The 12,037-nt window shown below is 41.6% G+C and carries 14 protein-coding genes and 1 pseudogene; 7 read left to right on the top strand and 8 right to left on the bottom strand.

What is annotated here, in order from left to right:
* Positions 1–342 (bottom strand): glycogen debranching enzyme N-terminal domain-containing protein (locus tag IQ229_RS01260; protein WP_194040545.1); only part of this gene is annotated, 342 nt, incomplete at its 3' end.
* 131 nt (positions 343–473) lie between these two features.
* Between IQ229_RS01260 and IQ229_RS01255 the strand changes: the two genes are divergently transcribed.
* Positions 474–1,085: a peroxiredoxin gene (locus IQ229_RS01255; RefSeq protein WP_069068387.1), complete on the top strand. Its 612-nt coding sequence runs from the start codon at positions 474–476 to the stop codon at positions 1,083–1,085.
* 157 nt (positions 1,086–1,242) lie between these two features.
* On the top strand, positions 1,243–1,779 hold the full coding sequence (locus tag IQ229_RS01250) for a peroxiredoxin family protein (RefSeq protein ID WP_194040543.1): 537 nt from the start codon (positions 1,243–1,245) through the stop codon (positions 1,777–1,779).
* 149 nt (positions 1,780–1,928) lie between these two features.
* On the opposite strand, the gene IQ229_RS01245 is transcribed toward IQ229_RS01250, so the two are convergent.
* From IQ229_RS01245 to IQ229_RS01230, 4 genes are all read right to left on the bottom strand, one after another.
* A complete protein-coding gene (locus IQ229_RS01245) occupies positions 1,929–3,503 on the bottom strand; it encodes a serine hydrolase (RefSeq protein WP_194040542.1) in 1,575 nt (524 codons plus the stop codon).
* 174 nt (positions 3,504–3,677) lie between these two features.
* Positions 3,678–4,418: an RNA methyltransferase gene (locus tag IQ229_RS01240; RefSeq protein ID WP_194040540.1), complete on the bottom strand. Its 741-nt coding sequence runs from the start codon at positions 4,416–4,418 to the stop codon at positions 3,678–3,680.
* Between the two features lie 28 nt (positions 4,419–4,446).
* Positions 4,447–4,617 (bottom strand): hypothetical protein, encoded by a 171-nt coding sequence (locus tag IQ229_RS01235; RefSeq protein WP_194040546.1) that lies wholly within the window; start codon positions 4,615–4,617, stop codon positions 4,447–4,449.
* Positions 4,599–4,748 (bottom strand): hypothetical protein, encoded by a 150-nt coding sequence (locus IQ229_RS01230; protein WP_228012978.1) that lies wholly within the window; start codon positions 4,746–4,748, stop codon positions 4,599–4,601. The genes IQ229_RS01235 and IQ229_RS01230 overlap by 19 nt, the downstream gene beginning before the upstream one ends.
* An 82-nt stretch (positions 4,749–4,830) precedes the next feature.
* Here IQ229_RS01230 and IQ229_RS01225 point away from each other — a divergent pair, with 82 nt between their 5' ends.
* The 5 genes from IQ229_RS01225 to IQ229_RS01205 all read left to right on the top strand — a co-directional run bounded on the left by IQ229_RS01225 (position 4,831) and on the right by IQ229_RS01205 (position 10,789).
* On the top strand, positions 4,831–5,781 hold the full coding sequence (locus tag IQ229_RS01225; RefSeq protein WP_322743920.1) for an ABC transporter ATP-binding protein: 951 nt from the start codon (positions 4,831–4,833) through the stop codon (positions 5,779–5,781).
* Entirely contained in the window at positions 5,778–6,596 is an 819-nt protein-coding gene (locus IQ229_RS01220) for an ABC transporter permease (RefSeq protein ID WP_194040537.1), read from the top strand. Before IQ229_RS01225 ends, IQ229_RS01220 begins: the two co-directional genes overlap by 4 nt.
* A gap of 142 nt (positions 6,597–6,738) precedes the next feature.
* Positions 6,739–7,485 carry an ABC transporter permease gene (locus tag IQ229_RS01215; protein ID WP_228012976.1) on the top strand — a complete coding sequence of 249 codons (747 nt, stop codon included), beginning with the start codon at positions 6,739–6,741 and terminating at the stop codon, positions 7,483–7,485.
* 122 nt (positions 7,486–7,607) lie between these two features.
* Positions 7,608–10,160, top strand: a complete 2,553-nt coding sequence (locus tag IQ229_RS01210; protein ID WP_194040533.1) for a penicillin acylase family protein — start codon at positions 7,608–7,610, stop codon at positions 10,158–10,160.
* 185 nt (positions 10,161–10,345) lie between these two features.
* The gene (locus IQ229_RS01205) at positions 10,346–10,789 is read left to right on the top strand and encodes a hypothetical protein (protein WP_194040532.1); all 444 of its coding nucleotides are present in this window, start codon (positions 10,346–10,348) and stop codon (positions 10,787–10,789) included.
* Positions 10,790–10,831: 42 nt separating this feature from the next.
* Here the strand turns inward: IQ229_RS01205 and IQ229_RS01200 are convergent, their stop codons facing one another.
* The 3 genes and pseudogenes from IQ229_RS01200 to IQ229_RS01190 all read right to left on the bottom strand — a co-directional run.
* Entirely contained in the window at positions 10,832–11,515 is a 684-nt protein-coding gene (locus IQ229_RS01200; protein WP_194040530.1) for a class I SAM-dependent methyltransferase, read from the bottom strand.
* Positions 11,516–11,544: 29 nt separating this feature from the next.
* Positions 11,545–11,844, bottom strand: coding sequence for a low molecular weight protein tyrosine phosphatase family protein (locus IQ229_RS01195; RefSeq protein ID WP_194040529.1), 300 nt, complete (start codon positions 11,842–11,844; stop codon positions 11,545–11,547).
* A 27-nt stretch (positions 11,845–11,871) separates the two neighbouring features.
* Positions 11,872–12,037 (bottom strand): annotated as a pseudogene (locus IQ229_RS01190) (ISKra4 family transposase); the annotation flags it as partial.

Below are 12,037 nucleotides of genomic sequence, written 5' to 3'. Positions count from 1 at the left end.
CACCAAACCATAGGGCATCACTAATTGTCTGGTTAATTGCCAGTTGTCTTGGCCCCAAGTCCATTTAGGAACAGGGTTAATATCAAAACGGCGTAGCTGTTCGTAGCCTGTTCGTTCAATCTGACCGTTACCCCAAACATTTGTCCCCAGTGCCACAACGCTCCCTAATATTTCCAAGCTAGCTTCTAGGTGCGAAAACAGCAGAGTCCTTCCAGAAGGTGGGTTTGTGGCGGCAAACAGCCAACCATGATAAGTGCGTGTACGGACATCAGAAACTGTACCACTGGCAAAACTTCCTAAGCCATTGGTAAGCAACCATTCTCTTGTATCTAAATCAGGCATTTGCTACTCAAAATCGTTATGAGTATGATATAGTCGTAACAGATCGTAATTAAACTGTGAGAGCGTGGATGGGTAAATTTTACTTGACCCAAATTCCAACGCTACTAAACCGATAAAGGAGAATTAGGTTAATGTCCCTTACTTACGGAACCGAAGGAAGCCTCCGCGTTGGTCAACAAGCTCCCGATTTCACAGCAACGGCTGTGGTAGACCAGGAATTTAAGACAATCAAACTTTCCGATTATCGCGGTAAGTATGTCGTTCTGTTTTTCTACCCATTAGACTTTACCTTTGTTTGTCCTACTGAAATCACAGCATTTAGCGATCGCTACGAAGAATTCAAGAAAATCAATACTGAAGTCCTTGGGGCTTCCGTTGACAGTGAGTTCTCTCACCTCGCTTGGATTCAAACAGATCGTAAGTCTGGTGGCGTCGGCGACCTGAATTATCCTCTAGTCTCTGACATCAAGAAAGAGATCAGCGCCGCTTACAACGTTCTTGACCCAGCAGCAGGCATTGCCTTGCGTGGTCTGTTCATCATCGATAAAGATGGTATTATACAGCACGCCACCATTAACAATCTAGCTTTTGGTCGTAGCGTTGATGAAACCCTGCGGACATTACAAGCAATTCAGTATGTTCAGTCTCACCCTGACGAAGTTTGCCCAGCTGGTTGGCAACCTGGTGACAAGACCATGAATCCTGACCCAGTGAAGTCTAAAGTCTACTTCTCTGCTGTCTAAATTTCGCTAGCTAAAAAACTCTAATCCAGCCTTTTGGAGTTGAAAGCAAAATCAATGAAAACCACAGATAAACAGAGATACACATTAAACAATGTCAACCTCCGTAAATATCTGTGGTTTTTTATAAAATAGTATTGAAATAATCAAGGCTAAAAATATGTTGACTTCAACTGACTTTAGTGGCTTATTAAATGAGCGGTTTTTCCGCAATTTTTTACCAGTTCCAGCTAGCAATCAACTCAGATTGGGAGTGGGAACACCAGACTTTCAGTTGCCAGATATTACCAACGGAACTTTAGTAAGGTTGTCTGATTATAAAGGCAAACAACCAGTGTTACTCGCCTTTACTCGCATTTTTACCGAAAAGCAATATTGCCCTTTTTGTTTTCCTCACATCAAAGCTTTGAATGAAAACTACGAGCAATTCAAAAATCGTGGTATAGAAGTTTTAATGGTTACTAGTACCGATGAAAGGCAGAGTCAAATAGTTGTCAAAGATTTAGGCTTAAAAATGCCACTATTGAGCGATCCTAGTTGTCGCGTATTTCGTACATATCAAGCAGGGAAAGCACTAGGAGCGCCTTTACCAGCACAGTTTGTATTAGATAAAGAAGGAAAACTGCGCTACTGGCATTTATTTTCTTTTTTGGATCACAATGCTAGTGTTGAGACATTGTTAGAACAATTCAATTGACTATAAATATTCAAAATAAATTGCACTTGGTGCTGAAAACTAGGGATTAGGAATTGGGAACTCTTAAGATTTGAATGGTAATTCAGATCCTAATCAAATCATCAAATCTTAATAGTTTCACATATTTGGGGAGTATTACCAATTACAAATTATCTTTGAGGATAATACTGAGGATTCATAACTGGAGATTGATAACCGTTTGTGGGTACTGTACTTGCCATACCGTTAGGTACAGGAGTGGCAACAGGAGGCTGATAAATGCTCATGGGCGCAGTGCCTGTTGTACCGTTAAGTAAAGCAGGATTCGCAACCTGGGGCTGATAACCATTTGCCGGTACAGTGTTTGTCGTGGTGTTGGGTGTGACAGGATTTTGGCTAAACTCTTGGTAGGCTGCACGAGAAATTGAGCTAATCAATTTTTCGGCGCGAGGATCGTTTGCTGGACGTTGTACCATTACAGAGGCTATGTAGCGCTTACCAGTTGGAACAACAATTAAACCTGTATCTGCCAACATTGTGCCGATATCACCCGTTTTATGGTATGCTCTTGCACCTGTCCCCAAACCTGATGGCAGCAGAGTGTCTCTTTGGGTGCGACGCAAGATATCAAGCATGAGATCGCGTGATGGCATACTGACTAAATTTCCTTGACTCACAATCGCCATCAAATTCGCTAGTTCTTTGGGGTTAGTGGTATTTGTCCCTTGCAAATCTGGGAGTTGATTACGAATTGTTGTGGCTGTCAATCCCCAACTACGGAAACGCTGGTTTAAAGCGTCCATTCCTCCCAGTCTGGCAATCAGCATATTTGTCGCCGTGTTGTCGCTGATTGTAATCATTTTAGTGACTACTTCCAAAGCGGCGTACTGAGTTCCCGGTGGTTTGTATTGCAGATTTCCCGAACCGCCAGCTACCATATCCTGTTGCATGGTCAGCATTTCATCTAGGCGAATCTTCCCCGCGTCCACATCCTGAAAAAAGGCAATTAAAATCGGCACTTTAATCGTGCTAGCCGCCGGAAAACTGGTAGAGGCATTGATATCTACATAATTACCAGTATCCAAATCTACTAAGAAAATTCCAGGTGTGAGATTTGGGTTAGTAGCCGCCAAATTTTGCACGGCATTTTTCAAAGAGGTAATTTCTTGAGATAGGTATAGACTCGAAGCTGCGGCTGGGGGAGTTTGGGTAGGTTGTGGCTGCGATCGCGCCACATTACTAACATTACTATTAGATTGCGACGCCGAATTTGTGCTGATACGATTGGCTGGGTCTAATACTGACAATACAGTGCCCACAATTGCACCCATTCCAACACCCACAATCAATAATCGCAAAACATACAATACGGTTTTGGCCATTGGCTTTAACTGGGTTTTTCGCGATGAGCGTCTGCCTGTTTTTGGCTTTTCCATCCGCACTGTTTTAACCATCACAGCACCTGGTCGGAAGGGAGGAATTTTTCCCTTGACACTAGGTATTGGTTTTACTGCCGTTGGCATAACTAACCCCGATTTTACCCTACGTGTAGCGCCAGAGATCGGGGGAGGACTAATTTGATTTTTTGGGCGTGTTAGTGCCCCTTCTTGTCCATTTGTAGTTTGCTGCTGACTGTTAGCTTTAACTCTCTTCTTTACCACTTTTTGAACTTTTTGTGGCTGCTGGCGGCGATTTAAGGGTTGACGCCGCGAGAAAGCTGTTAGTTCGCCACTTGATTCTGACACCGTTACTCCTTGTGACCGACTTGACTGTTTTCTTGCAGACTCTTGACCCCAAACTTAATCTTTAAGCAATATTAATACTCAAATTCCACTTTGCCACTAAGTAGCATTTTTGTGTTTAGTTTAAGCCATATTAATTATTTTGGGGAGATGATTGCGTATATATTAAACGAATAATTACAAGTTTTCACTATCTCTCTGGTTTTTCAGGGCCCATTCTACCTGCTGCAAAATTCCTCGCAGCATGGCCACCTCCCCAGTTTTCAAGTGAGCGCGATTATACAATTGGCGAAATTTTCCCATACGACTAGCTGCCGTATGGGGATATACATAACCAATTTTCAGTAATACTGATTCTAATTGCTGGTAGTATCCTTCCATAACATCCAAGGATGCGAGTTCAGTTTGAGGTAAGGTTTGAATGTCAAGTTTTTGGGCAGATTGTGACAATTCATAACAACAAATTGCTACAGCAGTAGCTAAATTGAGGGCGACATAATCTTGACTTGTGGGAATACCAACAAACCGCTGTGCATAATTTAATTCTTCATTGCTTAATCCACGGTCTTCTCTGCCAAAAATCAGGGCTGTGGGTTTTTCTGGTTCCTCCACTAACCAGGGTAGTGCAGTGCGAGGATTTTCTAAGGGTGTTTCTAAACTACGAACGCGACCAGTAGTAGCGATCGCCCGTACACATCCATGTAATGCTTCTGGTAAGGTTGCCACTATTACCGCAGATTCTATAATTTCCTGAGCGTGAACAGCCATCATCAAAGCTTCCGTCGATAGTGGATCGCATTGGGGGTTCACTAATACTAAATTATATAGACCGAAATTTTTCATTACCCTGGCGATCGCGCCAATATTGATCGGCCCAGCTGGTTCTACCAACACAATTCTTAATCCAGCCAAGCCCATTTTTTGCCTCCTGCGATCGTACCAGTACTTACAGACTAATTTTCAGCATCGTGGTTCTGCTGAAGTGTTTCCTTGAAATCATTTTAGCGGTGTAAGTTGCGCGTTCTTCTACCAGTCGGCGAAGAACAACCGAAATATCGCCTACTTGTGCTAGTTGTTGAGATAATTCCTCTGATACTTCTAGGGTGATTCTTGGCATGGGGATTGCATTGGCAATTTACTTATTATTAAATGATATATCTCGAAATTTTTCATTCCCCTAGCGATCGCGCCGACATTAATCGCCCCAGCTACCTCTACCAAGACAATTCTTAATCCAGCCAAGCTCATCTTTTACCTTCTGCCCCTGCCCCCTGCCTTCTGCCCAAATATGTCTCACATTCTTGTCGAAAATCTCAGGAAGACTTTCTTTGTGTCTGAACGTTCCTCTGGGCTTTTCGGTTCAATACGAGGACTTGTGCAGCGAAAAACTAAAGAAGTTTATGCCCTTAAAGGAGTTTCGTTCTCCCTGGAGCGGGGAGAACTTGTAGGGTACATTGGCCCAAATGGAGCCGGTAAATCGACTACGATTAAAATTTTAAGCGGTATTCTCGTACCTTCCAGTGGAAAATGCCTAATTAGTGGACGAACTCCTTGGAAAGATCGAATCAAGCACGTTAATCGCATTGGTGTAGTGTTTGGTCAAAGAACACAACTCTGGTGGGATTTGCCAGTGATTGAGTCTTTCGATTTGCTGCGGGATATTTATCGCGTCCCCCAATCAGAATATCGCCAAACACGCGAAGAAATGATTGATTTGCTTGGTCTTGAAAGCTTTCTCTCCACTCCGGTGAGGCAGTTAAGCCTTGGTCAAAGGATGCGATGTGACTTTGCAGCCGCAATGCTTCACAGACCGGAAATTCTTTTTCTTGATGAACCTACTATTGGGCTTGATGCAGTTTCAAAGCTTGCAGTCAGAAAATTTATCAAAGCACTGAATAAAACTCATCAAGTAACCACGATCCTAACTACCCATGATATGGATGATATCGAGGCATTGTGCGATCGCATAATTATTATTGGTGGAGGTGAAATCCTTTGTGATGGAACTCTAGCAGCACTGCGTTCTCAAGTTTCCTCGCGTCGGTACTTAAGAATTGACCTAGCAAACGATGATTTCTTCTTTAAAGAAGAAGGAGTCAGTATTATCTCTAAAGAAGGTCGCACTGTAACTCTCGCTTTCGATCCCACAAAGCTTTCTGCTGCGTCTTTAATTAGCCAAGTTACCTCACAACATGAAGTAGAGGATCTTTTTGTAGAAAATCCACCTATTGAAGAGATAATTGCGGAACTTTATGCAATTTCAGCAGGAATTGTCCCATGAAAGCATATTGGTCACTATTTGTTGCGAGATTTACACTGCTATTGCAATACCGTACTGCTGCTTTGGCTGGCGTTGGAACTCAGCTTTTCTGGGGGTTAGTAAAAATAATGGTTTTACAGGCATTCTTTACTCATACAACCTCTGCTCAACCTATGACTTTTCAACAAACTGTAGGATATGTGTGGCTGGGACAGGCGTTTTTGATGGCAATTGTCCCTTGGGGAGGTGATAGAGATATTCAAGAACTCATCCGAACTGGTGCTGTAGGATACGATCTTCTTCGACCCACAGACCTTTATAATTTTTGGTTTACTCGCGCTTTGGCACTTCGCACAACGCCCCTGATACTTCGTAGCATTCCGCTTCTTGGAGTCACAATTTTTCTTTTTCCCTTTTTGGGGCTTGATGAATGGTCGCTTTCTTTTTCACCCTCCTTTGCTTCTTTTGTTGCCTTTCTTCTCTCTTTTATTGGCGCAATTTTACTTTCGTCTGCATTGACTATGCTTCTTACTGTATCAATGATGTGGACAATTTCGGGCGAGGGAATTAATAGTATTCTGCCTACTCTTGTTAGTATCTTCTCTGGCATGATTGTTCCTTTGCCACTTTTTCCTGAGTGGAGCAAGCCTTTTTTGAATGCACTTCCTTTTTCAGGACTAATCGACAAACCTTTTCGTCTTTTTACTGGAAATCTTCAACCAAACGCCCTGTTTAGTATTTTGCTGCATCAAACTTTCTGGATAGTTGTCATTATTATCCTTGGGCGTATTCTTGTGAAATATGGTATCAGAAAACTTGTAATTCAAGGAGGATAAGTAAATAATTCGTAATTCGTAATTCGTAATTTTTTAAGCAGGAAGATAGGTTAGGTAATTTATTTTAGATAGAAATTACAACGCGAGTATGAATGATTTTGTACTTTACCTTCGATATATTTCTGTATCTTTCAAGTCGCAAATGCAGTACAAAGTTTCTTTCTGGCTGCAAGTCATAGGGCAGTTTTTAGTAACTGCTGTTGAATTTTTCGGAGTCTGGGCACTTTTTAGTCGTTTTAATAGTATTGGTACATGGACTTTAAATGAAGTTGCTCTATTTTATGGAATAATTAATATTTCTTTCGCCTGTGCTGATGCTCTTGGAAAAGGGTTTGACTCATTTTCAACAATAATTAAAAGTGGAGACTTCGACCGTTTACTTGTTCGTCCACGCACTACAGCACTTCAGCTTTTAGGTAAAGAGTTTACTTTGAAACGAATCGGAAGATTATTTCAAGGAATTGTTGTTATGTGGTGGTCGCTTTCATCTCTCCACATTTCTTTAACTTTTAAAATTTTATGGCTTTTAGGTACTTCATTTATTGGTGGTGTTGCGCTCTTTGTTGGCATTGTCATTATGCAAGCAACCATCACCTTCTGGACTATTGAATCTCTCGAAATTATGAATATCCTCACTTATGGAGGAGTTGAAACGGCTCAGTACCCTCTTGCAATTTATAGCAAGTGGTTTCAGCGATTTTTTACTTTCTTGATACCGCTTGCTTGCGTCAGTTATTTTCCTTTGCTTGCAGTACTTAAAAAAGAAGATGCTTTTTTAGTACCTTTGTGGTTTTGTTATGTCTCGCCAATTGCAGGCATTATCTTTTTAATAGTTGCGCTCCAGCTTTGGAAAATAGGAGAGCGATACTATTGTTCTACTGGCAGCTAAACAAAATTTTAACTGTGTACTCAAGCATATTTTAAATAGAAAGATCGCACTTTTCTAAAGATTCTGATTAAATATCTTGTAGGATTGCCTAATTTCACTAAACAATGCCACAAGAAGCTCAGATGAAAAACTCCAGGAAAGGTTGGTTACGTAAAAGACTCAAAATTACCCTGATTTTCCTGTTAGTGCTAGGGCTATTGTTAGTGGGATTTTCCACCTACACTGTGCGCCAATCCTTTGCTCAAGAAAGTGCCACAATTCAATTACCTGAACTGAAAGCGGAAGTAACTGTCCAGCGCGATAAATGGGGAATTCCCTATATTTATGCTGCCAACTCCCACGATTTATTTATGGCGCAAGGTTATATCCACGCCCAAGACCGCTTTTGGCAAATGGACTTTTGGCGACACATTGGTTCTGGGCGACTCTCCGAAATGTTTGGTTCTTCTCAGGTTGATACTGATAAATATCTGCGGACAATGGGTTGGGCAAGGGTGGCACAGCAAGAAATTCAGGAAATTAATGCAGAGATGAAGGCATACCTGCAAGCTTACGCCGATGGTGTCAATGCCTATTTGACAGAGCATCAAGGCAGCGCCGTGAGTCTAGAATACGCTGTACTAAAGTTTCTCAATCCTGGGTATAAGCCAGAACCTTGGCAAATACTGCATTCTCTGACTTGGGGTAAGGTAATGGCTTACGACTTGGGCAGAAATTTAGAGAGCGAAATTGAACGTGCTATTTTGCTCAAAACCCTTAACCCAAATCAAGTAGAAGAACTTTTTCCACCATACCCTCAAGACTTGCCAGTTATTTTACCTGAGTTGCAGAAGAAAGAGGACACGGGGACAGAGGCACAAGGAGACACGGAGAGTTCTTTCCCCGCACTTCTCAATTCTCCAGATGTATTACCTGCTATAGAGTCAATTACTAAGCCGATGATGGCTTTGGAACAACTCATCGGGCCCACTGGAATAGGTATTGGCTCGAACAACTGGGTAATATCTGGTCAGCGAACGGCAACAGGTAAGCCAATCTTGGCGAATGACCCCCATTTAGGTGTGCAAATTCCCTCTATATGGTATGAGGTTGGTTTGCACTGTACACCGAAGAGTGCAGAATGTCCCTACAACGTTTCTGGCTTTTCCTTTGCGGGAATGATTGGGGTAATTATCGGTCATAGCGATCGCATTGCCTGGGGTGTCACCAATGTACAATCTGATGTGATGGATTTATACATCGAGAAAATCAACCCAAATAACCCCAATCAGTATGAGGTCAATGGCAAGTGGGTTGATATGCAACTTGTGCAAGAGACGATTCAAGTAGCCCGAAATCAGCCGATTGTCCAAACGGTACGCTATACCCGACATGGGCCGATTCTCTCTGATGTTTCGCCAAATCTAAAGCAATTCCAGCCAAGTCAGCCGTTAAAAATACCGCAAAATTACGCCGTAGCCCTGCGCTGGACAGCCCTAGAACCTTCCAAACTAGCGTATACTGTTCCCCAAATCAATCGCGCCCAAAATTGGCAGGAATTCCGCACTGCTGCCAGCAATTATGATGTCCCGGCTCAAAACTTGGTCTACACTGACATTGATGGCAATATTGGCTACCAAATGCCTGGTAAATTCCCCATCCGCGCTCAGGGAGATGGGCGTTATCCCGTTCCTGGTTGGACGGATGAATATGAATGGCAAGGCTATATTGACTTTGAGAAATTACCCAAAAGTTTTAATCCACCTCAAGGTTATATTGCTACTGCCAATAATTTAGTTACGCGTGAATATCCTTACCTGATTACCGCAGACTGGGTTTATGGCTACCGAGCAAAGCGGATTGTTGAAATGATTTTACAACAAACGCAACCGATTTCTCTAAAGGATGTACAGCAGATACAGGGTGATAATCGCAATTTAAATGCACAAACATTAGTGCCACTACTAAAATCGATCACTGTTGATACACCCCGCTTGCAGGCAGCCCAAAAACTACTGCAAGGTTGGAATTTGCAGTTAGCAATGACATCGCCTGCTGCTGCTCTGTTTGAAGTATTCTGGAAACACTTGCTAGCAGATACATTTCACGATCAGTTGCCTGAAAAGTACTTTCCTGATGGGGGCGATCGCTGGTATGCTGTGGTAGCAAATTTGGTTAAACAGCCCAATAGTTCTTGGTGGGACAACCGCAACACCCCAAAAGTCGAGAACCGCGACCAAATCCTCCGGCAGTCCTTTATAGAAGCCGTGGATGAACTAGAACGAATTCAAAGCAAAGACCCGAAAAACTGGAATTGGGGCAAGCTGCATACCATTACTTTTCGAAATGCCACTTTGGGTAAATCTGGGGTTGCACCGATTGAAGCTTTATTTAATCGTGGTGCATTTGCTACATCTGGTAACGGTGAAACAGTGAATGCTAACCGCTGGAGAGCAAACAAATCCTTTGAGGTGACAGATATTCCTTCACTGCGGATGATTGTAGATTTAGGAAATTTGGATAACTCAGTAGCAATTCACACCCCTGGACAATCAGGCCATGCTTTCCATAACCACTACAACGATATGGTTGAACCTTGGCGCAAAATTGAATACCACCAAATGTTATGGGAATCAAAGAATGTTACAGAAAATACGTGTAAAACACTGAGATTAATTCCAAAATCGGTAGAGTAAAGGACGACACGACTATCTAATTTAAAATTGTTTTACTTGCGTGTAATTACATACACGTTATCGAAAAAATGAAGTATAAAGTAACAGGGCATAAAGAAAGAATCAAGTTTAGAAAAAGTATTTTCTCTAACCATCCATTTCTACTGCCCAACTTTCACGTAACATAGTTGGAGATCATAGAACCTATGCAACGCGTATTTAAGCAAAGTTTTATACTTTCAGTTACTACTGCGATCGCTTTATTATTTGCAGGTTGTGGCGAAAGTAAAGTTGCTCAATGTAACAAAGTCATAAAGGTTGCCAATCAGGCATCTACTCTAGGTCAGCAATTCGCTAAAAATCCCAATCCCGCAAAAGGTTCCAAAGCTCTAACTGAACTTGCTGGTAAGATCGACCCACTTGCCAAAGAGATGAAAGCACTGGAAATTAAGGATGAAAAATTGCAAGGTTTCCAAGGACGCTTTCTCACACTCTATCAGAACATCAGCAAGGAATTGAATAATGCAGCAACAGCCATAGATAAAAAGAATCTACCAGCAGCAAAGGGCTTTTTGGTATCTCTGCAAAAGAGTAGTAGCGAAGAAAGTTCAATAGTCAACGAAATTAATACTTACTGTTCTGGCAAATAATCCATTCTCCTCTGCCTGGAATCTTTGCCACAAAAATAGCGGTTAAATAGTCGGTCGATAACCACCAAAAACGGCAAAGCTAAAATTTTTGTACCAGCAATCCACATTTTGGAAGCCAGCCGCTTCTAACCAGCTAAGTTGAATATCCAAAGTTGCCATGCGATCGTATTCCATGCGTTTTTGTGCAGCTTTGAGATCCTCTTCTGAAATATTCTTGGCGCGGACAGAATCTAACCAGTGTTGACGGTAAAGTTGTTCTAAATCAGGCGTTTTGCCGAGAACTTGATCGGCGTTAATAAATATCCCTCCAGGATTGAGAACATCATAAATCCGTTGATAAAGAAGTTCTTTGTCAATATCTGACAGATGATGAATCGATAAGGCAGAAATTATCAGGTTATATGAACTACCTAAATCAGTCTCAATATAGTCACCAATTAAAATTTTGGGAGATTTACCCATTTTGCTAAATCTCAACTTAGCTTTTTCTAACATCTCAGGGGCTAAGTCTAGCAAAGTGAACTCTGCATTAGGGAAAACGGACTGAACCATACCTGAGTAAAGTCCAGTACCAGCCCCCAAATCTAGAACCTTCAGCGGTGCAGTGCAATCTGCTGGGATGATTTCAACAGCTGTTTTGTAAAAGTCATCAAAACAGGGAATTAAAACACGACGTAAGTTATCGTAATCTCCTGCGGCAATATTAAAAACTTCTTGAATATTCATTTTTTTATTTTTAATAGAGGTAAAATCTTCTATTTTAACAACTTAATTAAAGCTGGTCCCATATATCCATATTCATCTGGGATATCTAAACATATAGTTCTTTTATCTTTCAGAAAAGGTTGAAAATTTTTGGATAGTTTATTTTTATGGGATTTTTCCATCACAAAGATAATGTCAGCCCATTGAATAGCCTCCGTTGATAATGGTAGTTCGGCATGGCGATCTAAGCCTGCCGAGTCTGTTTCAAATCCTTCATATTCAGTAAATACAGCCTCGGCGGTGGGACTTCGCAATTTATTCTGGCTACAGATCAATAAAAGTTTTTTCATTAATTAATCTGTAATATTTACTATTTCTCTTTTCAAGCGTTTTAGCGAACCCCCAACTTTGTGTAAGTTTTCTATCAAATGGAACAAATCTTGTACTTCTCGACGCTGTACATCAGGGGCTAGTTGGTCAACAATATTCCAAATCCCATCATGTCCATCACCAAGACAAGTAACTGTGTTAGCCAGTGGTTGG

This window comes from Nostoc cf. edaphicum LEGE 07299, from assembly GCF_015207245.1.
In the GTDB taxonomy this organism is placed as follows: Bacteria; Cyanobacteriota; Cyanobacteriia; order Cyanobacteriales; family Nostocaceae; genus Nostoc; species Nostoc edaphicum_B.
This window is presented reverse-complemented; position numbering and strand designations above follow the sequence as displayed.